General features: G+C 64.0%; 21 protein-coding genes and 1 riboswitch. Of the genes, 16 read left to right on the top strand and 5 right to left on the bottom strand.

Annotation, left to right across the window (positions count from 1 at the left end):
- Positions 1-53 precede the first annotated feature (53 nt).
- Positions 54-130, top strand: a riboswitch (SAM riboswitch).
- A gap of 64 nt (positions 131-194) precedes the next feature.
- The 4 genes from metZ to ACGYKA_RS00880 all read left to right on the top strand — a co-directional run bounded on the left by metZ (position 195) and on the right by ACGYKA_RS00880 (position 4,548).
- Entirely contained in the window at positions 195-1,385 is a 1,191-nt protein-coding gene (gene metZ, locus ACGYKA_RS00895) for an O-succinylhomoserine sulfhydrylase (protein ID WP_394410113.1), read from the top strand.
- A gap of 77 nt (positions 1,386-1,462) precedes the next feature.
- The gene (folE2, locus tag ACGYKA_RS00890) at positions 1,463-2,554 is read left to right on the top strand and encodes a GTP cyclohydrolase FolE2 (RefSeq protein ID WP_271693344.1); all 1,092 of its coding nucleotides are present in this window, start codon (positions 1,463-1,465) and stop codon (positions 2,552-2,554) included.
- 215 nt (positions 2,555-2,769) lie between these two features.
- On the top strand, positions 2,770-3,018 hold the full coding sequence (locus tag ACGYKA_RS00885) for a hypothetical protein (RefSeq protein ID WP_067262845.1): 249 nt from the start codon (positions 2,770-2,772) through the stop codon (positions 3,016-3,018).
- Positions 3,019-3,099: 81 nt separating this feature from the next.
- On the top strand, positions 3,100-4,548 hold the full coding sequence (locus tag ACGYKA_RS00880) for a TrkH family potassium uptake protein (protein WP_271687777.1): 1,449 nt from the start codon (positions 3,100-3,102) through the stop codon (positions 4,546-4,548).
- Between the two features lie 66 nt (positions 4,549-4,614).
- On the opposite strand, the gene ACGYKA_RS00875 is transcribed toward ACGYKA_RS00880, so the two are convergent.
- Complete coding sequence (locus ACGYKA_RS00875; RefSeq protein ID WP_394410115.1) at positions 4,615-6,465, bottom strand: serine protease; 1,851 nt, start codon at positions 6,463-6,465, stop codon at positions 4,615-4,617.
- Positions 6,466-6,620: 155 nt separating this feature from the next.
- Here ACGYKA_RS00875 and ACGYKA_RS00870 point away from each other — a divergent pair, with 155 nt between their 5' ends.
- The 9 genes from ACGYKA_RS00870 (at position 6,621) to glmM (ending at position 17,929) form a co-directional block, all read left to right on the top strand.
- Positions 6,621-7,568: a glycine--tRNA ligase subunit alpha gene (locus tag ACGYKA_RS00870; protein ID WP_209217886.1), complete on the top strand. Its 948-nt coding sequence runs from the start codon at positions 6,621-6,623 to the stop codon at positions 7,566-7,568.
- Entirely contained in the window at positions 7,565-8,080 is a 516-nt protein-coding gene (locus tag ACGYKA_RS00865) for a DUF6446 family protein (protein ID WP_394410119.1), read from the top strand. The genes ACGYKA_RS00870 and ACGYKA_RS00865 overlap by 4 nt, the downstream gene beginning before the upstream one ends.
- An 81-nt stretch (positions 8,081-8,161) precedes the next feature.
- Positions 8,162-8,977, top strand: a complete 816-nt coding sequence (locus ACGYKA_RS00860; protein ID WP_394410122.1) for a DUF1206 domain-containing protein — start codon at positions 8,162-8,164, stop codon at positions 8,975-8,977.
- A 92-nt stretch (positions 8,978-9,069) separates the two neighbouring features.
- Positions 9,070-11,157, top strand: coding sequence for a glycine--tRNA ligase subunit beta (gene glyS, locus ACGYKA_RS00855; protein ID WP_394410125.1), 2,088 nt, complete (start codon positions 9,070-9,072; stop codon positions 11,155-11,157).
- Between the two features lie 74 nt (positions 11,158-11,231).
- On the top strand, positions 11,232-13,769 hold the full coding sequence (locus tag ACGYKA_RS00850; RefSeq protein WP_394410128.1) for a putative PEP-binding protein: 2,538 nt from the start codon (positions 11,232-11,234) through the stop codon (positions 13,767-13,769).
- Between the two features lie 129 nt (positions 13,770-13,898).
- Positions 13,899-14,540: a cell wall hydrolase gene (locus ACGYKA_RS00845; protein WP_271687770.1), complete on the top strand. Its 642-nt coding sequence runs from the start codon at positions 13,899-13,901 to the stop codon at positions 14,538-14,540.
- Between the two features lie 106 nt (positions 14,541-14,646).
- Complete coding sequence (locus tag ACGYKA_RS00840) at positions 14,647-15,573, top strand: dihydroneopterin aldolase (RefSeq protein ID WP_394410131.1); 927 nt, start codon at positions 14,647-14,649, stop codon at positions 15,571-15,573.
- Positions 15,573-16,586 carry a dihydropteroate synthase gene (gene folP, locus ACGYKA_RS00835; RefSeq protein WP_394417260.1) on the top strand — a complete coding sequence of 338 codons (1,014 nt, stop codon included), beginning with the start codon at positions 15,573-15,575 and terminating at the stop codon, positions 16,584-16,586. The genes ACGYKA_RS00840 and folP overlap by 1 nt, the downstream gene beginning before the upstream one ends.
- The gene (glmM, locus tag ACGYKA_RS00830; protein WP_271687767.1) at positions 16,583-17,929 is read left to right on the top strand and encodes a phosphoglucosamine mutase; all 1,347 of its coding nucleotides are present in this window, start codon (positions 16,583-16,585) and stop codon (positions 17,927-17,929) included. Before folP ends, glmM begins: the two co-directional genes overlap by 4 nt.
- 6 nt (positions 17,930-17,935) lie before the next feature.
- On the opposite strand, the gene ACGYKA_RS00825 is transcribed toward glmM, so the two are convergent.
- Together ACGYKA_RS00825 and ilvC are read right to left on the bottom strand one after the other, a co-directional pair.
- A complete protein-coding gene (locus ACGYKA_RS00825) occupies positions 17,936-18,856 on the bottom strand; it encodes a DMT family transporter (protein ID WP_271687766.1) in 921 nt (306 codons plus the stop codon).
- A gap of 76 nt (positions 18,857-18,932) precedes the next feature.
- Positions 18,933-19,955, bottom strand: a complete 1,023-nt coding sequence (gene ilvC, locus ACGYKA_RS00820) for a ketol-acid reductoisomerase (protein WP_168611968.1) — start codon at positions 19,953-19,955, stop codon at positions 18,933-18,935.
- Positions 19,956-20,089: 134 nt separating this feature from the next.
- On the opposite strand from ilvC, the gene ACGYKA_RS00815 reads away from it, so the two are divergent.
- From ACGYKA_RS00815 to ACGYKA_RS00805, 3 genes are all read left to right on the top strand, one after another.
- Complete coding sequence (locus ACGYKA_RS00815; RefSeq protein WP_168611969.1) at positions 20,090-20,545, top strand: Lrp/AsnC family transcriptional regulator; 456 nt, start codon at positions 20,090-20,092, stop codon at positions 20,543-20,545.
- Positions 20,542-20,997: an Lrp/AsnC family transcriptional regulator gene (locus tag ACGYKA_RS00810; protein ID WP_067262685.1), complete on the top strand. Its 456-nt coding sequence runs from the start codon at positions 20,542-20,544 to the stop codon at positions 20,995-20,997. The genes ACGYKA_RS00815 and ACGYKA_RS00810 overlap by 4 nt, the downstream gene beginning before the upstream one ends.
- Before the next feature lie 62 nt (positions 20,998-21,059).
- Positions 21,060-22,184 carry an aminotransferase class V-fold PLP-dependent enzyme gene (locus tag ACGYKA_RS00805; protein ID WP_394410140.1) on the top strand — a complete coding sequence of 375 codons (1,125 nt, stop codon included), beginning with the start codon at positions 21,060-21,062 and terminating at the stop codon, positions 22,182-22,184.
- A gap of 18 nt (positions 22,185-22,202) precedes the next feature.
- On the opposite strand, the gene ACGYKA_RS00800 is transcribed toward ACGYKA_RS00805, so the two are convergent.
- Together ACGYKA_RS00800 and ACGYKA_RS00795 are read right to left on the bottom strand one after the other, a co-directional pair.
- Complete coding sequence (locus tag ACGYKA_RS00800; RefSeq protein ID WP_394410143.1) at positions 22,203-23,402, bottom strand: UbiH/UbiF family hydroxylase; 1,200 nt, start codon at positions 23,400-23,402, stop codon at positions 22,203-22,205.
- A complete protein-coding gene (locus ACGYKA_RS00795; protein ID WP_209218181.1) occupies positions 23,402-24,049 on the bottom strand; it encodes a pyrimidine 5'-nucleotidase in 648 nt (215 codons plus the stop codon). Before ACGYKA_RS00795 ends, ACGYKA_RS00800 begins: the two co-directional genes overlap by 1 nt.
- Positions 24,050-24,108: the final 59 nt, after the last annotated feature.

Genomic DNA, 24,108 nt, shown 5'->3' with positions numbered 1-24,108 from the left:
ATTTAACGAAGGTCCCGCGCGAAACTGTTGACCTGTAGCGTCGCGCGGCGTAATCCACCCCGCGTGGCGATTTGTTACCGGATTGTGGGCCACGTTAAACATGCCGCTAAAAGGTCAGGATGAAAGACCCCTTTCGCTTGGCCGCGTCTGGGGTTTTTTTATGCCCGCGAGGTCGGGCCGGAAGGATGAGATAGATGAGCAACGACCGTCACGCGCGCACCCAAGCGATCCACGCAGGCACCCGCCGCAGCCAATATGGCGAGGTGAGCGAAGCGATCTACCTGACCCAAGGTTTCGTCTATGACAGCGCCGAACAGGCCGAGGCGCGTTTCGAAGAGATCGGCCCGGATGAGTTCATCTATGCCCGCTATGGCAACCCCACGGTCGCCATGTTCGAGGACCGCATCGCCACTTTGGAAGGGGCCGAAGATGCCTTTGCCACCGCCAGCGGCATGGCGGCGGTCTCGGGCGCGCTGATCTCGATGCTGAAGGCGGGCGATCATGTCGTCTCGGCCCGGGCGCTATTTGGGTCTTGTATCTATGTGCTGGAAGAGATCCTTGGCCGCTACGGGGTAGAGGTCACTTTCGTCGACGGCAGCGACCTCTCTGCTTGGGAGGCCGCGATCCGCGAGGACACCCGCGCGGTCTTCTTCGAATCCGTCGCCAACCCCACGCTTGAGGTGATCGACATCGAATCCGTCGCCCGGCTGGCCCATGCCAAGGGCGCGCTGGTGGTGGTCGACAATGTCTTTGCCACGCCGGTCTTTTCGCGCGCGATCTCGCAGGGCGCGGATGTGGTCGTCTATTCCGCGACCAAACATATCGATGGGCAGGGCCGTGCGCTTGGCGGTGTGGTGCTGGGCAGCCGCGAGTTCATCCGCGGCACGCTTGAGCCTTACATGAAACATACCGGCGGCTCGATGAGCCCCTTCACCGCATGGATCATGCTCAAAGGGTTGGAAACCATCGACCTGCGGGTGCGGGCGCAGGCGGCCAGCGCACTGGAATTGGCCGAGGCGTTGGACGGTCACGCGGCATTGGCGCGGGTGCTTTACCCGGGCCTTGGGGGCCATGCGCAGAACGCACTGGCGATGCGCCAGATGGGGGCAGGGGGCACGGTGCTGTCCATTGACCTCAAGGGCGGCAAGGCGGCGGCTTTCGCTTTCCTGAATGCGTTGCAGGTGGGGGTGATCTCAAACAACCTTGGCGACGCCAAGACCATCGTCACCCATCCGGCCACCACCACTCACCAGCGTCTGCCGCAGGACACCAAAGACCTCTTGGGCATCACGCCGGGGCTGGTGCGGATCAGCGTGGGGCTGGAATATAGCGGCGATCTCAAGGCCGATCTGCTGCAAGCCTTGGATACGGCGGCGCAAGCCTGACCTGATGTGTCGCGGGCGCGGTGGCATTTTGGCCCCGCGCATCATACATTGAGAGCGACAGACTGGAGGGCCGCGCAATGAACATCGTGACTGAAATGTCCGAGACACCGGACCGGGAGGCGGCGCAATCCGCGCTCGCCACGCTGCGCGCTTGGGCCGAAACGGCCACCCCGGCCGAGATTGCGGCGCTGGACCCGGCCATGGCCCGGATGCTGGCCCCCGCCGAATATCCCGCCCTTAGCCGCGCCTATCCCGAAGATTTCACCGCGGGCGACAATTACCGCGCCAGCCTGCCGGATCTGCAAAACGGCCCCTCCAGCCTGATCCGCGGCGCACAGCAGTTGATCCAGCATGTCGGTATCTCGAACTTTCGCCTGCCGATCCGCTATCGCAGCCGCGAGGGCGGGGATCTGCGGCTTGAGACCTCGGTCACCGGCACGGTCTCGCTCGATGCGGAGAAGAAGGGCATCAACATGTCCCGCATCATGCGCAGTTTCTACCGCCATGCCGAGGCGACCTTTAGCTTCGAGGTGATCGAAGCGGCGCTGGACGATTACAAGGCCGATCTGGAGAGCTTGGATGCGCGAATTCAGATGCGCTTTTCCTTCCCAATGAAGATCGGCAGCCTGCGCTCGGGCCTCACCGGCTATCAGTATTACGACATCGCGCTGGAGTTGGTTGAACAGAACGGCGAGCGCAAGAAGATCGTGCATCTCGACTATGTCTATTCCAGCACCTGCCCCTGTTCGCTGGAATTGAGCGAACACGCGCGCCAGACCCGCGGGCAATTGGCGACGCCGCATTCGCAACGCTCCGTCGCGCGGATATCGGTCGAGACGCGGGACGAGGGCGATTGCCTGTGGTTCGAAGACCTGATCGAGATTTGCCGCCGCGCCGTGCCGACCGAGACGCAAGTCATGGTCAAACGCGAAGACGAACAGGCTTTTGCCGAACTTAACGCCGCCAATCCGATCTTTGTCGAAGATGCCGCGCGGCTGTTTTGTGAACAGCTTTTGGCCGATGGCCGGGTGGGCGATTTCCGCATCGTCGCCAGCCATCAAGAAAGCCTGCACAGCCACGATGCGATCAGCGTGCTGACCCAAGGTGAGACCTTTGCCGCGCAGAGCATCGACCCTAAGCTTTTCAACACCCTCTTCCACGTCGGCTGACCCCGCACGGCGCGGCAATCGCGCATTGGTTGTTCGCAGCCCGCGCCGCGCCCCTTTGCGGGGCATTCCGCCCGTCTTAGCGCGGAAAAGGCGAATGTCGCCCTGTCAGCCCTGCAAGTCCCGACCATCGGCTATGCGAAAACGTCGGTTCTGCTGCGGCGCAGCATTGCCTATCTAACGGTCATCGAAATACTGGAAATTGCAAAGGCAATCAGATGACCTACCAGAGCACTGCTCACCCCGCCCACTCCGTCTCTCCCCTCGAAGGGCTGCGGCGCGCCGGCGCCGGTCTGCGCCGCTTTTTCGCGGGGATCGGCCATGGCATCATGATGGGCTCCACCGCCCAACGCCGTTTTGAGCAGGTCCAAGGCCTGCAAGCGAAAAGCGACGAAGAACTGGCCGCCATGGGCATCAAACGTGACGACATCGTTCACCACGTTTTCAAAGACCTCTACTACATCTAAGACGACACGGACCGGGGCCAAATCGCGCCCCGGTCCCGTCTCGGCTTGACAGCGACGAGCGGCCAAGCCAACGCTGCGCGCATGTTGGATATACGACCTGTCGGATATGTCGTGGGCCTTTTGGTGGCCGTGCTTGGCCTTGCCATGATCATCCCGATCCTGGTCGATTTGGCCGAAGGCCGGGGCCAGTGGTGGGTCTTCGTCGAAAGCGCGCTGATCACGACGCTGGGTGGCGGTATGATCGCCCTCGCCAGCGCCAATGGAGTCCGTGAAGGGCTCACCATTCAACAGACATTCATGCTGACCACCGGCGTCTGGCTGATGCTGCCGCTCTTCGGGGCTTTGCCTTTCGTGCTGGGCGCGACCGAGGCCAGCGTGACCGACGCGATGTTCGAGGCGATGTCGGGGCTGACGACCACCGGGGCCACGGTGCTGACCGGGTTGGAAGACCTGCCCAAAGGTCTGCTGATCTGGCGTGGGATCCTGCAATGGCTGGGCGGCATCGGTATCGTCGTTGTCGCCATGGTCTTTCTGCCCGAGCTGCGGGTCGGTGGTATGCAGATCTTCAAATCCGAATCCTTCGACACTTTCGGGAAAATCCTACCCCGCGCGGGGCAGATCGCGACGCAGATTTCGGTGATCTACCTCTGGCTCACGCTGGCCTGCATGCTGAGCTATCTGGCCCTTGGGATGTCTACCTTTGACGCGACCGTGCATGCGCTGACCACGGTCTCAACAGGTGGGTTTTCTAACTACGACGCCTCCTTCAGCACCTTTTCCGGCCCCGCCGAATATGTCGCCGTGATTTTCATGATCCTCTCCGCGCTGCCCTTCGTACGCTATGTGCAGCTGATCAACGGCAACCCCGTGGCCCTGCACCGCGACCCGCAGGTGCGCGGCTTTTTCATGACGATGACCTTTCTGGTGGTGATCGTCTTTTTCGTTCTGCGCAGCGGCACGACCTATGAATCCGAGCGGGTCTTGCGCGAAGCGCTGTTCAACATCACCTCGATCATTTCGGGCACCGGCTATGCCTCGGCGGACTATATGCAATGGGGCAGCTTTGCCGTGGCGCTGTTCTTTTTCATCGGTCTGATCGGCGGCTGCGCGGGCTCGACCACCTGTTCGATCAAAATCTTCCGCTATCAACTGCTCTTTGCGTCGATCCGCGCGCAGCTGCGGCGGATCCGTTCACCCCACGGTGTCTTTACCCCGCGCTACGATGGCCGCCCGGTGGGGGCGGACGTGCTAAGCTCGGTGATGTCCTTTTTTATGTTCTTCGTCGTATCGCTTGGCCTGATCTCGGTCGCGCTGAGCCTGACGGGGTTGGATTTCGTCACCTCGGTTTCGGGGGCGGCGGCGGCGCTGGCGAACATCGGCCCGGGCTTGGGAGAGATCATCGGCCCGGCGGGGAACTTCAGCAGCCTCAACGACACGGCGAAGTGGATTTTGATCATCGCCATGTGGATCGGGCGGCTGGAGCTGATGGCGGTCTACGTCATGTTCACCGCCAAGTTCTGGCGCGCTTGAAACGTAAAAGGGCGGCGCTGATGGCACCGCCCTTTGTCTTTGTCGCTAGGGGCTGAGCCCCCCGCGTTATTCCCAGCAGCTGACCAAGACGGTCATGCCCTGCGCGCGCAGCGTCAGGTCGCGCGGCGCGATCGGGCCTGTGGCCCCCTGCGCCTGTTTGCTGCCCAACCCGGCATCCTGCGCTGCCTTTAGGATCACATCGCCATCAAGGGCAAAGCTAACGTCTTCGGGCAGTTTGCGGTCCGCTTCCGTCTGGGGCAGCAACATGCCCACAACATGGCCATTCTCGTCGAATACCGGACCCCCGGCATCGCCGGGCTGGGCTTTGACCGAGAGGCGCTTGAGGGTCTCATCCCCGTTCAGCCCCTTGAGGTCCGACAGCGCGCCAAAGGTCAGTGTCGCGGCACTCAGCACGCCCTCGTAGGAGTAGCCCGCGACGGAGATTTCCGATTGCAGGCGCGGGGCCGCGTTGCTGAACTCGGCCACCGCCAGCGGGGCGAGGCGGCTTTCGGGCTTGAGCAGGGCAAGGCCGCGCGCCTCATCGGTGGCGACCACCGTGGCATCGGTATCGGCGTCCAGCGTCACCCGCCCGCAAGAGGCCACGACTTCGCTGGTGGTGACCACTGCGCCATTGCCATCGATGAAAAAGCCGCTGCGGGCGATCTTGGGCTGGCGGATTTGCAGACCGGCGACCAGATCAATCGCCTGCGCGTCGCTGTTGCCTGCGCCGGCGTCGAGCACGCCGGGCAGGCGCGTGAGGCTTTTCGACATCTCGGCCACCACGCGGCGGCGGCGGTCTTCGTCCCCGGCGGGCCAGATTAGCGTGAAGCCCTTGATCTGACCGTTCTCCAGCGAGACCTGCGTCTGGCTGATGATGCTGCCGTTCTCGCCGATCAGTTCAAAGGAATTGCGCTTGCGCTCGCGCGGGCCATCCAAGGGGACGATCTCAAGCGTTTGCATGATGTCATAAAGGCCATAGAGCGTATCTTGATTGCCCGGCTGGCTGATCAACAAGACCCGCGCGCCGATGTTGCCACTGCTGTCGTAATGGGCAAAGGGCGGCTCGTAGCGGGCGAAGTCGACCTCGGCGGTGGGCATCATGATCTCGATCCCGGCCTTTTCGTCGCGCACCAGTTGCAGCCCCAGCCCGTCGAGCACGGCGTTATACTGCGCCATCAGCGCGGCGCGCTGGCGCGTGGTCAGCACACCGGTCTGCTCATAGCTGTTGGCGCCTTGCCACGCGCGCATGGAGGCACGGGTGCCACGGCCAAAGGCACCGTCAATCGCGGCATCGTAAAAACCCGCCCATTGCAGGGCGATTTGCAGGTCTTTGCGCTCCTGCGCCGAAAGGGCGCGTTCCGAGCGGCGCGCCTCTGCTGGGGTTTCATCCGGTTCCGGCGGCGTGGGGGCCGGGGCGGTCTCGGCCTCTGCGGCTTCGGTTTCACCCTCCGTCCCTGCGGGATCAAGCGGGGTTGTCGTGACATCGGGGGTGGTGCTGCCTGCGGCGGCTTCCTCTGGCGCAATGCCATCCACGCCCACGGGGGCGTCGATCACGCCGGTTTCCAGAACGTTGTCACCCACGGGCCAGAACTGCTGCTGGAACCGGCTGGATTGCTGGATGAAGCTGTCGCGCGGCACCAGACCGTCGCGCACATAGCTGCGCAGCACCAGTTCCGCATCCTCGCGCCGGTAGGGGCCCACGGCGATACCGTACCAACCGCCGCCCAAGGCAAAGCCATTCACGTCATCCAACAGGGTCTCATAGGCGCGCGCCCGGTCCGTGGCTTCGGCCAAGGACGGCTGCGCCTCGATCTGAACCCAAACGACATCCTCTGCCGATTGCGCCCGCGCAAGGCCAGCCCAGGTCAGGCTCAGGGCCAAGAAGATCGCCACGGGGGCACGTAGAATTCGCTTCATCGTCACTCAACTCTCGCAAAACCAAATCCGAGCCAGATTACGCCGGAAAGCAGCGCGAATGCCATGCCAAAGGGGGCGAAATTCTGATAAAGCTGTGATTGACCCCCATGGTTTGCAGACGTAGGAAAGGCGCGCATCATTAAGGGGCAATCACCATGTCTGACGCAGCGCAGAAACCACGCTCTTTCCAAGAGATCATCCTTGCTTTGCAGAGCTATTGGGCGCGGCAGGGCTGCGCGGTGCTGCAACCCTATGACATGGAAGTGGGCGCGGGCACCTTTCACCCGGCCACCACGCTGCGCAGCCTTGGCACGCAACCATGGGCCGCGGCCTATGTTCAGCCCTCGCGCCGCCCGACCGATGGGCGCTATGGTGAGAACCCGAACCGTTTGCAGCATTACTACCAGTATCAGGTGCTGATCAAACCCAGCCCCCCCAATCTGCAGGAGCTGTACCTCGGCTCGCTCGAAGCCATCGGCATCGACATGGCGCTGCACGACATCCGCTTTGTTGAGGACGATTGGGAAAGCCCGACGCTCGGCGCTTGGGGGCTGGGTTGGGAGGTTTGGTGCGACGGCATGGAAGTCTCGCAGTTCACCTATTTCCAGCAGGTCGGCGGCCATGACTGCCACCCCGTCTCGGGCGAGCTGACCTACGGGCTGGAGCGTCTGGCGATGTATGTGCTGGGTGTCGACCACGTCATGGACATGCCCTTCAACAGCCCCGACGCGCCGATCCCGCTGACCTACGGCGATGTGTTCAAACAGACCGAAGAGGAGTTCGCGCGCTGGAACTTCGATACGGCCAACACCGAGGTGCTGCTCGATCAGTTCAATGAGGCTGAGGCGCATTGCAAATTCATCCTCGAACAGCCCGCCGAAGACCCCAAGACCGGCAAGCGCATCGTCATGGCGCATCCGGCCTATGACCAATGCATCAAGGCGAGCCATATCTTCAACCTGCTGGATGCGCGCGGCGTGATCTCGGTCACCGAGCGGCAGGCCTATATCGGGCGGGTGCGGGCGCTGGCCAAGCAATGCGCGGATGCCTTCGTGCAAACCCGTGCGGGCGGCTGGACGCCCGAGGCGGACAGCGCGGCATGAGCGGCAAGATTGTTGGCATCGTGATCCTCGTCTCCGCAGTGATCGCCGGTGCGGCGCTCTATTACCTTCAGATCTACGGCTTTTACCACGATGTGCCCGAGGCCAAGGTTGAACTCGTCTCTCTGACGACGGAGGAGCCGGAGGAGATCGCGGCGAAGAACCTACAGGCCATCGACGCCGACAGTTCCCCGATCCGGTTTCGCGCCTGTTTCGAGCATGACATCAGTCTCGCCATGGCGACCGAGACCTATGAGATGACCGACCATACCGATCCGCGCAACGCGCCGGGCTGGTTCGATTGTTTCGACGCCCCCGCCATCGCGGCTGAGATCGAGGCGGGCAGCGCGCTGACCTTCCTCGGCGGCAAAAACGTGCACTACGGCGTCGACCGGATCGTGGCGCTGACCGATGATGGCCGTGGCTATATCTGGCATGAGCTGAACGACTGTGGTGAGAAGTCCTATGACGGCACCGTGGTGGGCGAGGCCTGCCCGGAACGCCCCGCCGACTGATCTTATCGCCCCGCGCGGCCCCTTTCGGCGGAACCTTTTGACGCTGCCGAACGCTTGTCCCCACATAGAACGGGGGCGAAAATGTCAGAGAAAACACATGAGGGGCTGAAATGGGTGATGCGCGCAGGCTACGGCGCGCGCGGGGTGATCTATACGATCATCGGGGGGCTGGCGCTTTTGGCCGCCCTGAAACGCACCCAAGCCTCGGGTACGAAAGACGCCCTCGCGGCGCTGCGGGATGAGCCCTATGGCATCCCCGCGCTATTTGCCATCGGCATCGGGCTGCTTGCCTATCTGGTCTGGCGTGTGGCCGCGGGCGTGAAAGATGTCGAAAACCACGGGACCGACGCCAAAGGGCTGATCGCGCGGCTGGGGCAGATCACGACCGGGCTGATCCACGGCGGTATCGGCGTCTCGGTTCTCGCTCTGGCGCTGAGCGGCAAGAACTCCGGCGGCAGTTCCGCGCAGGACTGGACGCAAAAGCTGATGGCCATGCCCGCCGGGCGCTATATTGTGGCCGCGGGGGCGCTGATCCTGCTGGGCGCGGGGATTTACTACGCCTACAAAGGGCTGAGTGGTAAGTATAAGGGCCATCTGGCGCGCACCCATTTCACCGAAAGCATCGACCCCATCGTGAAAATCGGCCTTGTCATCTATGGCGGCATTCTCGCGCTCGTCGCCTTTTCGCTGGGCTATGCGGCGCTTACGGCCAATCCCGAACAGGCGGGCGGTCTGGGCGAGGCGTTGCAAGACCTGCGCGGCATGGCCTTTGGGCGCTTCCTTCTGGGCGGGGCCGGGCTGGGGCTGATCGGTTTCGCGGTCTATAACTTTGTCGAAGCGGGCTACCGCGTGGTGCCGAAATTCTCCGACCCGGATATCCGCACCTTGTTGGATTAAACGCGGGGCGGGGGGCTAGACCCTCCGCCTAGCACTCGTTATCCAAGCCCCCGATGAGACGCCGCCGTCGCGGCAAGAATTGGGGGCCGCCCGTGCCAGATCTGCTGATTGAACTTTTTTCCGAAGAAATTCCCGCGCGGATGCAGAAACGCGCGGGCGAAGACCTGCAAAAGCTGGTGACCAACGGTCTGGTCGAGGCCGGTTTGACCTATGGCTCCGCTGCCGTCTTCACCACCCCGCGCCGCCTCACGCTGGCACTTGGCGACATGCTTGCCGCCAGCCCCCGGCAGGTTGAAGAGCGCAAGGGCCCCAAGGCGGACGCGCCCGAGAAAGCCATCGAAGGCTTTTTGCGCGGCGCGGGTCTGACGCGCGACCGGCTTGAGGAGCGCGACACGCCCAAGGGCAAGGTGTTCTTCGCCAAGATCGAGAAACCGGGCCGCCCCGCCGCCGAGATCGTGGCCGAGGTGCTGGAGCAGACCATCCGCAACTTCCCTTGGCCCAAGTCGATGCGGTGGGGCAGTGGAAGCCTGAAATGGGTTCGCCCGCTCCATTCCATCCTCTGCGTCATCAGTGATGAGGCAGGGGCCGAGGTGGTGCCGCTGACCATCGACGGCATCACCGCTGGGAACACCACGCGCGGGCACCGTTTCCTCGCCCCCGACGAGATCGAGGTCGCGGGCTTCGAGGATTATCAGGACAAGCTCAGCCGCGCCTTCGTCGTGCTCGACCCCGCCGCGCGGGCCGACACGATCTGGCATGACGCCACCAATCTCGCCTTCGCCGCCGGGCTGGAAGTGGTTGAGGACGCAGGGCTTCTGGCCGAAGTCGCGGGCCTCGTGGAATACCCCGTCGTGCTGATGGGCCGCATCGGCGAGGATTTCCTCGGCCTGCCGCCGGAGGTGCTGCAAACCTCTATGAAAGAGCATCAGAAGTTCTTCTCGGTCCGCAATCCGAAGTCGGGGCAGATCGAGCGGTTCGTCACCGTCGCCAACCGCACCACCGCCGACGAGGGCGCGACGATCCTTGCGGGCAACGAAAAGGTGCTGGGCGCGCGGCTGTCGGATGCCAAGTTCTTCTGGGACAACGACTTGCGCAGCGTCACCACCGGCGCGGGCATGGAGACTTGGGTCAAGGCGTTGGAAAACGTGACCTTCCACAACAAGCTCGGCACGCAGGCCGAGTTGATCGACCGCATGGCGACCCTCTCGCGCGAATTGGCGCCGCTGGTCGGAGCAGATGCCGATGAGGCCGAGAAGGCCGCCCGCGTCGCTAAGGCCGACCTCAGCTCCGAGATGGTCTATGAATTCCCCGAGTTGCAGGGCCTGATGGGCAGCTATTACGCACGCAAGGCGGGGATGTCGGATGCCGTCGCGGACGCCGCGAAGGATCACTATGCGCCGCTGGGGCCGTCCGATGACGTGCCGACGGCGCCTGTCTCCATCGCCGTGGCACTGGCCGAGAAGATCGATAAGCTCACCGGCTTCTGGGCCATCGACGAGAAGCCGACCGGCAGCAAGGACCCCTTTGCGCTGCGCCGTGCGGCCTTGGGCGTTATTCGGATTTTGGTTGAGAATGATGTGTCGCTGACACTGAACGACGTACTGGGCCAAAGCGCCGAGATCGTCGGCGACCGTGACGCGGGCCGGGCTGACACTGCCGACATTCTGGGCTTCATCCACGACCGCCTGAAAGTCTACCTGCGCGACCAAGGCATCCGTCACGACGTCATCGACGCCTGCATCGCCATGGACGGCAGCGACGACCTCACCCTTTTGGTCAAACGCGCCCGCGCCCTGTCAGAGACGCTGAAAACCGACGATGGCGAAAACCTGATCCAAGGCTTCAAACGCGCCAACAACATCCTTAGCCAAGCCGAAGAGGCCGACGGCGTGGAATACTCCTTTGGCGCCGATCCGAAGTTTGCCGAGACGGAGGCCGAGAAAGACCTCTTCGCCGCACTCGACAAGGCCGAGGCCAAGATCACCCCGGCAATGGCGGCGCATGATTTCTCGACTGCGATGGCGGCCATGTCCGAATTGCGCGGGCCGATCGATGCCTTCTTTGAGGCGGTGCAGGTCAACGCCGAGAACCCCACGGTGCGGCGGAACCGTCTTAATCTGCTGAGCCGCATCCGCACGATCTGTAGCGCCGTGGCGGATTTGACCAAACTGGACGGCTGACCGCTGAGGGGGCGAGATTACTTGCCCCTTCTGCCTCAACCCCTATGCTGCACCGGAACGATTAAGGTGCCGCAGTGCAGAACGATCCCCATACCACGCTGGTGACCCCCACCGCGCCGATTGCCAATACCACCCACGGCGGGCGGGCCAAATGTTTGCAACGTCTCGTGCGCCTCGACCTGCCGGTGCCGCGCACCATCGCGCTGTCCTTTGACGCGGTGCAGCAGATCGCGCGGGGGCAGATGCCCGACGTGCAGGCGGTGGTCGATCAGTTCCCGAAGGGTGCGCTGCTTTGCGTGCGGCCCTCCAGCCAAGACCCCGATTGGGGCGGGCCGGGGGCGGTGTTGAACATCGGGATTAACGACGCACTCTTCGAAAGCTACGCGGGCACCATTGGCGAAGGGCCAGCGGCGGCGCTTTATTCGCGTTTCGTGCAGTCCTACGCGGTCAATGTCGCGCGTCTTGATCCGGATATGTTCGACGATGTGAACGGCGATGGCCGCGCGGCGCTGATGGAGTCCCTCCGCGCCTATGAGGCCGAGACCGAAGAGCGTTTCCCCCAAGACCCGGCAACGCAACTGGCCGCCGTGCTGCGCTCCATGGCGCGGGCGTGGAACGGCACCTCGGCGCGGCTGCTGCGGCAGGCCAAGGGCGCGCCTGCGGATGCGGGGCTGGGGCTGGTGGTGCAAGAGATGGCCTTTGGCGTGGGGCAGGGGCAATGCGGCTCGGGCGTGTTGCAACTGGTCGACAGCGACACCGGCCTGCCGCAGATCACCGGGCGCTATCTGAGCCAGAGCCAAGGGCGCGATGCGCTCGAAGGCGATGCGGCGGCGATGTATCTCACCCGCGATCCGCGCGGGCCATCGCTTGAAGAATTGGTGCCCGAAGCCTTTGCCGAATTGAAGGACCACGCGGCGCTGATGCGCAAGAGGCTGCGCGCCGAGATGCAGGTCGAGTTCGTGATCGATCAGGGCAAGCTGCATATCTTGGACGGTGTGAAGGTCGCGCGGTCCTCCCGTGCGGCGGTGCGGATCGTCGTGGCGCTGGCCGATGAGGGGATCATCAGCCGCGAGGAAGCACTCATGCGGGTGCAACCGCGCACGCTGTCGGAACTGCTCCACCGTCAAGTCGACCCAAGCGCCAAGCGCGATGTGATCGGCCGCGGCATCGCCGCCAGCCCCGGCGCGGCCACGGGGCGGATCGTCTTTTCCGCCAGCGACGCGCAGGCCAGCGCCGCGCGCGGGGAGCCTTGCATCCTCGTCCGGCGTGAGACGTCGCCCGAGGATATTCGGGGCATGCATGCCGCCGCCGCCGTGCTGACCGAACGCGGCGGCATCACCAGCCACGCGGCGGTGATCGGGCGCGGCATGGGGCTGCCTTGCGTGGTTGGTGCCTCGAACATGCGCTTTGTGGTGACCCAACGGCAGATCATCGCACCCGACGGGCGGGTCTTTGTCGAAGGCGATCAAGTTACCGTCGATGGCTCAACCGGGCAGGTGCTGGCGGGGGCGGCCAAGATGCAGGAGGCCGCGCTTGACGATACCTTCAACCGCCTGATGGGCTGGGCCGAGGATGTGGCCGATATCGGCATTCGCGCCAATGCCGACACGCCGACCGATGCGCAGACCGCGCGCAACTTCAACGCCCACGGCATCGGCCTGTGCCGGACCGAGCATATGTTCTTCGAGCCGGGCCGCCTGACCGTGATGCGCGAGATGATCTTTGCCGAAAGCGGGGAGGACCGCCGCGCGGTGCTGGAACGCCTGCTGCCCATGCAGCGCGAGGATTTTACCCAGCTTTTCCGTATCATGCAGGGCCAGCCGGTCTGCATCCGTCTGTTCGACCCGCCGCTGCATGAGTTCCTGCCTTCCGACAAAGCCGGGCAGCGCGAATTGGCCGAGGCGCTTGGCCTTCAGATGTCCGACGTGACGCGGCGTGTTGCGGCGATGACGGAGTATAACCCGATGCTGGGCCTGCGCGGCGTGCGGCTCGGGGTCACGGTGCCCGAGATCTATGAGATGCAGGCCCGCGCCATTTTCGAGGCCACGATCGAGGCCAGCCGCGATGGCGAGCCGGTGGTGCCCGAGATTATGATCCCGCTGGTCAGCGCCCGGCGCGAGGTGGAACTGGTCAAAGCCAGCGTTGATGCCGTGGCCGCCGCCGTGCGCAGTGAGCGTGACGCGAGCTTTACCTACCGCCTTGGGGTCATGGTGGAGACCCCGCGCGCCTGTCTGCGCGCCGATGATATCGCGCCGCATTGCGCCTTCCTCAGCTTCGGGACCAACGACCTGACGCAGATGACCTACGGACTCTCGCGCGATGATGCGGGCCGCTTCATGTCGAACTACGTCCAACAGGGGGTCTATCCAGAGGATCCCTTCCATGTGCTCGACACCGATGGGGTCGGCGAATTGTTGCAACTCGGGGCGGAAAGAGGGCGCAAGGCGCAGCCCGGAATCACCCTTTCCATTTGTGGGGAGCATGGCGGCAACCCCGAATCCATCGCCTTTTGCCGCGAATCGGGGTTCGATTATGTTTCCTGTTCGCCATTTCGCGTGCCAGTTGCACGTTTGGCCGCAGCCCAGCTCGCCATTGCCCACAAGATCGGGTAGGGGCGGCGGGCTCCAGCCCAATTTATACCATAATTCGGCGAGTTTCTGCACATAACGTCTGGTTGGGTTTACCGCCGGGAACCTTTTGGCTATCCGCCCCGCAGCCCTAACAATGATGCGAGGCGCATAATGCGTTTTATCCGGTCGATCTCTTTTGCTCTTTCCGTGGCGCTGTGCAGCAGCCCTCTGGCGGTTCAAGCCAGCTCTGAAAGCGCAAGCGATCTTGCGCAGATTGAAATTCAAGGTCTGAAGTCCGCCGGTGCGGCGCGGCTTCAGGAGATGGTCGCACAGCCCGTGTCGGCCAGCGAGACAGATGTGAAATTCTCCACGGCTTGGATCGACAGCCAGCCCAAGGCCGAAGGCAACGCTGAGTTGCAGTGCCTTGCCGAAGCGCTCTACTTCGAGGCGCGCGGTGAGACGGTCAAAGGCCAGTTCGCCGTGGCCGAAGTGATCATGAACCGGGTGAAATCCGCCCGTTTCCCCGGCACGCTCTGTGGCGTGATCAATCAAGGGACGGGGCGCAAGTATCAGTGCCAGTTCACCTACACCTGCGACGGCCACAAAGAGGTCATCAATGAGCCGCGTGCCTTTGCCCGTGTCTCGAAAGTCGCGCGTGCGATCATCGACGGCAGCGCGCCGAAGCTCACCAATGGTGCGACCCACTATCACACCACTGCCGTGAACCCCAATTGGGCGCGGGTCTATACCAAGACCGCGCGGATCGGGCAGCACCTCTTCTATCGCCACACTTGGAAGACTGCCTCGAACTGAGGGGCGGGATGTGCCTTCGGGTGCTGGTCTGCCGCCGGTGGGCCTGCTAAATGTGCATCGAAGCGCCCCCGGTGGGGCCATTACCCTGATCCGATAGGCGCTGCCGATGTCCGACGACGAAATTCGACTTGCTTTTGCCCACCCTTCCAAGCGGGCAGAGACGATGGCCGGCCCCGAGCCGCGTGATCGTATCTCCCTGCGCGATCATATCGTCGAGGTTGAGATCGGTGCCTTTCAGGCCGAGCGGGACGTGACCCAGCGGGTCTGTTTCAACGTGGTGGTCGAGGTGGCCCCCCTGACGGGTATGGTGGACGACGATGTCGACCGTATCCTGTCTTACGACCGCGTGACCGAAGCCATCGCCGCCGAGCTTGCCGCCGAACGGCTCAACCTTTTGGAAACGCTGGCCGAACGGGTGGCCGACCGTATCCTGATCGAGCCGCAAGCGATGCGGGTTTTCGTGCGGATCGAAAAGCTCGACCGCGGCCCCGGTGCGCTTGGGGTCGAGATCGTGCGCGCGCGGGAGGAGGCGGCAGCGCAGGATGCGGCCCAAGAGGCCCCGCAGCCGCGGGTGGTCTATCTCTCCAATGCGGCGATTACCTCGACGCGTTTGCCAAAATGGCTGGATCAATTGGAAGCGGCGGCGGAGCCGGTGATCCTCTGCGTTGGCCCCCCGGACATTGCCGTGCCACAGGCCGTGGATGAGAAAGCGCAGCGCCACATTGACCTCTTGTCGATCGAACAGAACGCTTGGATGCTTTCAACCCGCGATCCGCGCGGCGCGGTGGTCGGCAGCCGGACGGAGTTGGATTGGGCGATGAAGAACGGCCAGATCAGCATCTGGGCGCCTGCGCGGATCGTGCTCGACGCAGTGGACGGCCCCGCCGCCCCGCCAGGCGCGGCACCCGCCTTGGCCGCTTGGTTCGCCGAGAGTTCATCGGCCTGCGAATTGGTGCTGATTGGCGCGGAGCGGCCCGAGGGCACGGCGCTGCCTATGCGCCTGATTGACGTCGACAGCGCGGAGATCGTTTGATGACCGAGTACCATCGCCCCTTGGTTCAGATCGGCCCCGCACGGCCCGAAGGCGCGCTAACCCTCGCGAGCGGTTGGGGCTGGTTCACCCATGTTGAAGTCCTGTCGCGGGGGCAGACGCCGCGCGTGATCCCGGCAGATGCGCTCCCCTCCGCCGCGCGCGATGCCCTCACCGCGCCGCGCCCAGCCATCGCGGGGTTGAGTTTCGACCGCCCCCGCGTGATGGGCATCCTCAATGCCACGCCTGACAGTTTCTCAGACGGGGGCCGCCATGCCGACCCGCAGGTCGCGGTCGCCGCGGGGGTGGCGATGCGGGCGGCAGGGGTCGATATGCTCGACATCGGCGGGGAATCCACCCGCCCGGGCGCGGAGACGGTGCCAGAGGAGGAAGAAATTGCGCGTGTTCGACCGGTGATCGAAGGGCTGCGGGCGGCCGGGGAGGGGGCGATCAGCATCGACACCCGCAAAGCTGCTGTGGCCGATGCCGCCGTGGCGGCGGGGGCGGATCTGGTCAATGACGTGGCGGGGCTGACCTTCGACCCGGCGCTTGCGCCCTTCTGCGCGGCGCAGGGGCTGCCGGTCTGTGTGATGCACGCCCAAGGCGACCCGGCCACGATGCAGCGCGACCCGCGCTATGAGGACGTGCTGCTCGACGTCTATGACTATCTGGCCGAACGCATCGCGGCGCTTGAGGCACAGGGCATCCCGCGCGCAAATATCATCGCCGATCCGGGCATCGGCTTTGGCAAGACGCTGGAACACAACCTCGCGCTGCTTGCGCGGCTGAGCCTGTTCCACAGCCTCGGGGTGCCGATCTTGCTCGGCGCGTCGCGTAAACGTTTCATCGGCACGATCGGCGGCGGCGCGGCGGGGGAAGATCGCGCGCCCGGCTCTATCGCGGTGGCCCTGGCGGCACTGAACCACGGGGTCCAAGTCTTGCGCGTCCACGATGTGGCGCAAACCATTCAATCCATTTTACTTTATCGTTCGGCATTGGCAGGAAAAGAGATATGACAAAGCTCTTTGGTACAGACGGCGTGCGCGGCACCGCCAATATTCACCCCATGTCCGCCGACATGGCGCTGCGCATCGGTGCCGCCGTCGGGCGCTATTTCCGGCGTGAGAAACGCGGCGTGCACCGTGTGGTTATCGGCAAAGACACGCGGCTGTCGGGCTATATGTTCGAGAACGCGCTGACTGCGGGCCTCACCAGCACCGGCATGAACGTGTTGCTGCTGGGGCCGGTGCCGACACCGGCGGTGGGGCTTTTGACGCGCTCCATGCGGGCCGATCTGGGGGTGATGATCTCGGCCAGTCACAACCCGGCCAGCGACAATGGCATCAAGTTCTTCGGCCCGGATGGGTTCAAACTCTCCGATCAGGTCGAGCAGGAAATCGAAGCGCTGGTTGCCGAAGGGGTCGAGCCATCGGCACCGGATCAGATTGGCCGGGCCAAGCGGATCGACGACAGCCGATTTCGCTATATCGAACGGGTCAAATCCTCCTTCCCGCGGCAGATGCGTCTCGATGGGCTCAAGGTGGTGATCGACTGCGCCCATGGCGCGGCCTACCATGTGGCGCCGATGGCGCTGTGGGAATTGGGCGCGAATGTGATCCCCGTGGGCGTGGACCCGAACGGGTTCAACATCAACGATGGCTGCGGTTCCACCCAGCCGCAATCGGCGGCTGAGGCTGTGGTGGCCAATGGCGCCGACGTGGGCATCTGCCTTGACGGCGACGCTGACCGGGTGATCCTAATTGATCAGAATGGCCGCATCGGCGACGGCGATCAGTTCATGGCGCTGATGGCCGCGCGTTGGGCCGAGGAGGAGCGTCTTGCGGGCAAGGCGCTTGTCGCCACGGTGATGAGCAATCTGGGGCTGGAGCGTTTCCTGAACGACCGTGGTGTGCGGCTGGAGCGGACCGGAGTCGGCGACCGCTATGTGGTGGAGCGGATGCGCGAAGGGGGCTTTAACCTCGGGGGGGAGCAGTCGGGCCATATCGTGATGACCGACTATGCGACCACGGGCGACGGGCTGATGGCTGGGATGCAGTTTCTGGCCGAGATGGTACGCTCGGGCAAGCCTGCCTCGGAGTTGCTTTACCAATTCGACCCGGTGCCGCAGCTGCTGAAAAATGTGCGCTTCTCCGCCGGGCAGACCCCGCTGGAAGACGCGCAGGTCAAAGCCGCCATCGCGCAGGCCGAAGCCGATCTGGCGCAGGGTGGGCGGCTGTTGATCCGCAAATCGGGCACGGAACCCTTGGTGCGCGTCATGGCCGAACATGAGGACGCGGCACTGATGGAGCGTGCGGTCGATAGCGTGGTCGAAGCGGTGAATACGGCGGTGGGCAGCTAAGCTGTTCTACCCGCGCTGGAACAACCGTTTCAGCGCGCCGTATTGGCTGAGCCCGACCCCCGCAAGGATCAGCGCCATCGCGTAAAGCAGCGACATTGGCAGCGGCTCTGACAGGACCAGCGCACCCAGAAGGACCGACCAGACCGGCACTTGGTAGTTCACCAGTGACATGAAGACCGGCCCCGCGGTGCGCACCACATAGACCCGCAAAAACGCCGCGCCTGCGGTGGGGATGAGGCCGAGAAAGGCCAGCACGGCCAGTATCTTGGGCGTGGGCAGGGGCGGCGGACCCTCGCTGAGGAAGGCTGCGGGCAGCATCACCGCGGCGCCGATCAGCATCAGCACCGTCCCCAGCCCAATCGGATCCACAGAAGGCAGCCGGCGCATGAGGATCGAGCTGACCGCATAGCAAGAGGCCGCGGCGACGCAGGCCATCCGCCCCGCCGTTTCCATCGCAGCGCCAGTGCTTTCAAAGGCTTGCCCGCCGATCAACACGACGACACCGACAAAACCGATGACGAAGCCGCCGACTTTGCACGGGGTCATGCGCTCTCCCGGCAGCAGGAAATGGGCCATGGGTAGGACGATCAGTGCGACAGAAGCCATGGTCACCCCGGCAAAGCCCGAGGTCACATATTGCTGCCCCCATGCCAGCAGCGAAAAGGGCAGGGCCGAGCTGATGATGCCGATCGTCACCAGCACGAGGATGTCGGAGGCCGAGGGGCGCGCGGTGAAAAGCGCGAACCCCCGCAGGGCCCAGAGCGCCAGCATCACCACCGCCGCCAACCCGATCCGCGAGGCGGCGAGCCAGAAGGGCGTGATCCCGGTGAGCGCCACTTCGGTAAAAAGAAAGGTGCCCCCCCAAACAAACCCCAAAAGGGCGATCAGCAGCCAGCTTGTCAGCGTGATTTGAGGCGTGGTGTTCATCGGGGCTCCGGCGTAAAGGCAAAGACCCCGGCGCGAGGCCGGGGTCGATGTCGTCTTATCTTTGGGGAGATTTGGCTCAGTTCTTGGCCTTGTCCACCATCTTGCCTGCGGAAATCCACGGCATCATCTCACGCAGCTTCTCGCCGACCTGTTCGATGCGGTGCTCGTCGTTGATGCGACGGGTCGCTTTGAACGAAGGCTGGCCCACAGCGTTTTCCTGCATGAAGTCACGCACGAATTTGCCGTTCTGGATGTCGGTCAGCACGTCTTTCATGCGCTTCTTGGTCTCGTCGTAGGGCAGAATGCGGGGGCCGGAGACATATTCGCCGTATTCCGCGGTGTTCGAGATCGAGTAGTTCATGTTGGCGATGCCGCCTTCGTAGATCAGGTCCACGATCAGCTTCACCTCGTGCAGGCATTCGAAATAGGCCATCTCGGGGGCGTAGCCCGCCTCGACCAGTGTCTCGAAGCCCATGCGGATCAGTTCGACCAGACCACCGCAGAGCACGGCCTGTTCGCCGAAGAGGTCGGTCTCGCATTCCTCGCGGAAGTTGGTCTCGATGATGCCCGACCGGCCGCCACCGATGGCGGAGCAATAGCTAAGGCCAATTTCAAGCGCCTTGCCGGAGGCGTCTTTGTCGACGGCCACGAGGCAGGGCACGCCGCCGCCTTTGGTGTATTCGCCGCGCACGGTGTGGCCGGGGCCCTTGGGGGCCATCATGATCACGTCGACGCCTTCTTTCGGCTCGATCAGGCCGAAGTGCACGTTCAGACCGTGGGCGAAGGCGATGGCAGCACCCTCGCGAATGTTGTCATGCACGTATTTCTTGTAAGTTTCGGCCTGAAGTTCATCGGGCATGGTGAACATGATCAGGTCGGCCCAAGCGGCGGCTTCGGCGATGCCCATGACCTTGAGGCCTTCGCCCTCTGCCTTGGCGGCGGACGCGGAGCCTTCGCGCAGGGCGACGACGAGGTTCTTGGCACCCGAGTCGCGCAGGTTCAGCGCGTGAGCGTGGCCTTGGGAGCCGTAGCCGAGGATCGCCACCTTCTTGTCCTTGATGAGGTTCACGTCGCAGTCGCGGTCGTAGTAAACGCGCATGATCTTGTCCTTTGGTTTGTCTCGTTCTGGGTCTCACCATAGCGAAGTCGCGCCCAGTAGCCATTGTCATCGCAGAGGTATTTGTGAAAGGATGAAGATAGTTATTCGTGGTATCGCTCTAAAACGGAAAAATCATGCTTGATGATCTGGATCGTCGTATTCTGCGCTATTGGCAGGCGGAGCCGAGTCTCAGCCCCGGGGAATTGGCGGAGCGGTGCAATATCACCTCCGGCAAGGCGGCGCGGCGGATTGCGCGGCTGCAAGATCAGGGGATCGTGCAGGGCAGCGGGGTGGTGATTGATTGGGCGGCGCTTGGCTATGCTTTGGAGGTGTCCTTGCGGGTGACCTTGGACAAGACGCAGGCGAATGCTTTTGATGTTTTCATGGCAGAGGCGCGACAGGTGCCTGAGGTGATCGAGTTGCAGACCTTTTTGGGGCGGGTCGATCTGCGGCTGTCGATCATTGCGCGGGACATGGGACATTATCAGCAGATTTACCGCAGTCGCATCCTGACCCTGCCGCATATCGCTGAGATCGAGGCGCTGATGCATGTGGCGCGGATCAAGACGCAGGAGGGGCTGCCGCTGTGATCGAGCTTGATGACATTGACCGTGCCTTGCTGCGGGCGCTGGCGCGGGACGCCAATCAAAGTGCCAGTGCCTTGGGGCGCCGTTTGGGCCTGTCGCAGCCTGCGACATGGCGGCGGATCAAACGGCTGGAGGAGGGCGGCGCGATTGCCGGGCGGCGGTTGCGCTTGAATGCCGAGGCTTTGGGCTTTGGCGTTACGGTGTTTCTGGGCATCAAGCTGGCCACGCGCGGGCGGGTCAGTTTGGAGGATTTCGAGCGGGCGGTCTCGGCCATTCCCGAGGTGCAGACGGTGGAGCATGTTTTGGGGCTGTTTGACTATCGTCTGCGGGTCGTGGCGCGAGACCTGCCGGATTTCGAGCGTGTGCTTAGGCGGCGGATCATGACCCTGCCCGGCGCGGGGGAGGTGGAGGCGAATGTGCTGTTGAGCGAAGAGCGCCTGCCGGGGCCGCTTTAGCCGCATTTGCCTTTTGCCGTGGCGGGCCATATGCCTTTGCTTCGAATGATGGAGGAAGAACAATGGCATTGCTCGACACGGTAGACCCTTCGGGGCTTGATGAATTCAGCGTGGTCTTTGCCGACCGGTCGCTCAACCACATGTCGGCGGAGTTTCAGCAGGTCATGCGCGACCTCTCGACCTGGCTGGGTGAGGTCTATAACGCCGATGCCGTGGCGCTGGTGCCCGGTGGCGGCACCTATGCGATGGAGGCCGTGGCGCGGCAGTTCGCGCGGGGGCAGGATGTGCTGGTGGTGCGCAACGGCTGGTTCTCTTACCGCTGGAGCCAGATCATCGAGAGTGCCGATCTGACCAATAGCGCCGAGGTGATGAAGGCGCGGATTCAGGGCAATGCCAGCCCCGCGCCCTTTGCGCCCGCCCCGATCGACGAGGTCACCGCCGCGATCCGCGCGCAGAAGCCGCAGGTGGTGTTCGCCCCGCATGTGGAGACCAGTTCGGGCATGATCCTGCCGGATGACTATATCAAGGAAATGGCCACGGCGGCCCATGAGGTGGGCGCGCTGATGGTGCTGGATTGCATCGCCTCGGGCTGTGTCTGGGTGGATATGAAGGCGCTTGGGGTCGATGTGCTGATATCGGCCCCGCAGAAGGGGTGGAGTGCCTCGCCCTCGGCTGGTTTGGTGATGATGTCGGCGCGGGCCGAGGCGCGGCTGAATGAGACCACGTCGGACAGTTTCGCCATCGATCTGCGCAAATGGCGCGACATCATGAAGGCCTATGAGGCGGGCGGTCATGCCTATCACGCCACCATGCCGACGGACGCGCTGCGCGCTTTCCGTGATACGGTGAAAGAGACGCGGGACTATGGGTTCGACCGGTTGAAAGAGGCGCAGTGGCGTTTGGGCGAAGCGGTGCGTCAGGCCTTGGCCGACCGCGGCGTGACATCGGTCGCCGCAGAGGGGTTCGCCGCGCCGGGGGTGGTCGTGTGCTATACCGCCGATCCCGATGTGCAAAATGGCAAGGCTTTCGCCGCCCATGGCATGCAGATCGCCGCCGGGGTGCCGTTGCAGGTGGGGGAGCCGGATGATTTCCGCACCTTCCGTCTGGGACTGTTCGGATTGGACAAGCTTTATGATGTCGACGCGACCGTGGCGCGGCTGACGGCGGTGTTGGACGAGGTTCTGTAAGACCTTCTGCGCCGCGGTTCAGCGGCGCAGGCCCAGCCCCATTTGCATCAACATCTTGCGCACCGGGGGCAGGGTGTAGAGGGCGTTGAGCCCTGCCGCCCGCGCGTCTCGGGCAAGCGGGCTGCTGGCTTGGCTGGCGCGGTTCAACAGGTCGATGCCCCGGACCCTGAGCGCGATATCGGGGTGGCGGGCCTTGTGATAGGCCTCAAGCGTCTCGGCATCGCCGAGGCGTTCTGGCGCGGCGCGGGCGAGCTCCAGCAGGGTCGCCATATCGGTCAGCGACATGTTCAACCCCTGCGCGCCGATGGGGGGCAGCACATGGGCGGCTTCCGCCACGAGAGCCAGCCTTTCGGCAGAAAGGCGTTTGGCCTTTTGGCTGATGATGGGCCAGAGTGCGCGGGGGCTGGCGAGGGTGAGCGGGCCGAAGAGATTGGCCGACCGGGCGGTTGCTTCGGCCTCAAAAGCGGTGGGGTCGAGCGTGGCGCGGGCTTGGGTTGCGGGCCCATCGTCCATCCAGACCACGGCGGAACAGGGCATGCCATCACGATCTGGCAGGGGCACGAGGGTGAAGGGCCCGCCCGAGCGGTGTACCTCGGTCGAGACATTCTCATGGGGGATCGGGTGGGTCACGCAGAAGGCCAGTGCCTTCTGCCCGTAGCGGCGGGTGGTAACCTCGATCCCCGCGGCCTCGCGCATCGGGCTGTTGCGTCCGTCGGCGGCGATCACGAGCCGGGTTCTGATCCGGCTGCCATCGCTCAGCCCGACACGCGCTTCGCTTTGGCGGGTGAAAAGCGTGGTGGTGCCGGTGCCGGGGCGGAAATCGACCTTGGGCAATTCGTTCAGCCGGGTCAGGATTTCGCGCCGCAGCAGCCAATTGGGAAAGTTCCAGCCGAAGGGCGCGTCAGAGATATCGGCGGCGTCGAACTCGCGGGTCACCCGCGGCGTCGGGTCTTCGCCGCCCGCATCGACGATCCGCATGATTTGCAGGGCGGCGGCATGGGGGGCAAGACGGTCCCAAAGACCGGCGTCCTCCAGCAGGCGCCGCGCCGGTTGCAGCAGCGCGGTGGAGCGCATGTCGGCCCCCTTGGCGGCGCCATCGGTGACCGGCGGGGTGGGGTCGACGCAGATCACATCGAAGCCCGCCGCGCCAAAGGCCGCCGCCGCGGTCAACCCGGCGATGCCGCCGCCGGAAATCAGGATATCGCAATCGAAGGTCATCAGCCCGCCACCCGTGTTAAGAATTCGCAAAGATCTTGCGTATGGTAGTGGATGTGATCGCCTTCGCCACGTTCCGGGGCCACATGCACCGTGCGCATCCCCAGAGCGTGGGGCGCGGCGAGGTTGCGCGGATCATCCTCGAACATGGCGGCGGATGCGGTCTGGAACCCGTCGATGCCAAAGACCTTGTCATAGGCGGCGGCTTCGGGTTTGGGCAGGAAATCAGCGTGTTCGACACCATAGACCGCGTCGAAAAGCCCCGAAAGGCCGCGGGCCTCAAGTACCCGTTCGGCGTAGGGCGCGCAGCCATTGGTGTAGACGATCCGCCGGCCCGGCAGCACGCGAATGGCCTGAGCGAGCAGCGGGTCGGGGGTGAGCCGGTCCATCGGGATGTCATGCACCTCTGTCAGGTAGGGGCCGGGGTCGACGCCGTGTTCGCGCATCAAGCCGGCCAGCGTGGTGCCATAGGTCTGCCAATAATGCTGGCGCAGGTGGTTGGCCTCGGCGCGGTCGACCTTGATCGCGCGCATCACCCAATCGACCATACGCGCTTCGATCAGGTCGAAAAGCCGCGCCTCGGGCGGGTAAAGCGTTTGGTCGAGGTCGAAGACCCAGGTGGTGACATGAGAAAAAGCATCGCGCGGCATGGCGCAGAGGTAGGCCGAGACGCGCAGCCGCGCAAGCCCTGCCGGGTTGCGCAAATGGT

The sequence above is a fragment of the Sulfitobacter sp. 1A15106 genome (genome assembly GCF_043556995.1).
In the GTDB taxonomy this organism is placed as follows: Bacteria; Pseudomonadota; Alphaproteobacteria; order Rhodobacterales; family Rhodobacteraceae; genus Sulfitobacter; species Sulfitobacter faviae.
Note: the sequence above shows the minus strand (reverse complement) of the source record. Positions and strands in the feature narration are given on the sequence as shown.

Excerpts from the sequence above, each read along its gene's own strand:
- ACGYKA_RS00805 (WP_394410140.1), top strand. The coding sequence starts at position 21,060 with ATGGCATTGCTCGACACGGTAGACCCTTCGGGGCTTGATGAATTCAGC.
- ACGYKA_RS00875 (WP_394410115.1), bottom strand. The coding sequence starts at position 6,465 with ATGAAGCGAATTCTACGTGCCCCCGTGGCGATCTTCTTGGCCCTGAGC.
- ilvC (WP_168611968.1), bottom strand. The coding sequence starts at position 19,955 with ATGCGCGTTTACTACGACCGCGACTGCGACGTGAACCTCATCAAGGAC.
- ACGYKA_RS00880 (WP_271687777.1), top strand. The coding sequence starts at position 3,100 with ATGTTGGATATACGACCTGTCGGATATGTCGTGGGCCTTTTGGTGGCC.
- metZ (WP_394410113.1), top strand. The coding sequence starts at position 195 with ATGAGCAACGACCGTCACGCGCGCACCCAAGCGATCCACGCAGGCACC.
- ACGYKA_RS00825 (WP_271687766.1), bottom strand. The coding sequence starts at position 18,856 with ATGAACACCACGCCTCAAATCACGCTGACAAGCTGGCTGCTGATCGCC.
- ACGYKA_RS00800 (WP_394410143.1), bottom strand. The coding sequence starts at position 23,402 with ATGACCTTCGATTGCGATATCCTGATTTCCGGCGGCGGCATCGCCGGG.
- ACGYKA_RS00840 (WP_394410131.1), top strand. The coding sequence starts at position 14,647 with ATGTCCGACGACGAAATTCGACTTGCTTTTGCCCACCCTTCCAAGCGG.
- glmM (WP_271687767.1), top strand. The coding sequence starts at position 16,583 with ATGACAAAGCTCTTTGGTACAGACGGCGTGCGCGGCACCGCCAATATT.
- ACGYKA_RS00795 (WP_209218181.1), bottom strand. The coding sequence starts at position 24,049 with ATGCCGCGCGATGCTTTTTCTCATGTCACCACCTGGGTCTTCGACCTC.
- folP (WP_394417260.1), top strand. The coding sequence starts at position 15,573 with ATGACCGAGTACCATCGCCCCTTGGTTCAGATCGGCCCCGCACGGCCC.
- ACGYKA_RS00815 (WP_168611969.1), top strand. The coding sequence starts at position 20,090 with ATGCTTGATGATCTGGATCGTCGTATTCTGCGCTATTGGCAGGCGGAG.
- ACGYKA_RS00870 (WP_209217886.1), top strand. The coding sequence starts at position 6,621 with ATGTCTGACGCAGCGCAGAAACCACGCTCTTTCCAAGAGATCATCCTT.
- ACGYKA_RS00865 (WP_394410119.1), top strand. The coding sequence starts at position 7,565 with ATGAGCGGCAAGATTGTTGGCATCGTGATCCTCGTCTCCGCAGTGATC.
- ACGYKA_RS00845 (WP_271687770.1), top strand. The coding sequence starts at position 13,899 with ATGCGTTTTATCCGGTCGATCTCTTTTGCTCTTTCCGTGGCGCTGTGC.
- folE2 (WP_271693344.1), top strand. The coding sequence starts at position 1,463 with ATGAACATCGTGACTGAAATGTCCGAGACACCGGACCGGGAGGCGGCG.
- ACGYKA_RS00885 (WP_067262845.1), top strand. The coding sequence starts at position 2,770 with ATGACCTACCAGAGCACTGCTCACCCCGCCCACTCCGTCTCTCCCCTC.
- ACGYKA_RS00860 (WP_394410122.1), top strand. The coding sequence starts at position 8,162 with ATGTCAGAGAAAACACATGAGGGGCTGAAATGGGTGATGCGCGCAGGC.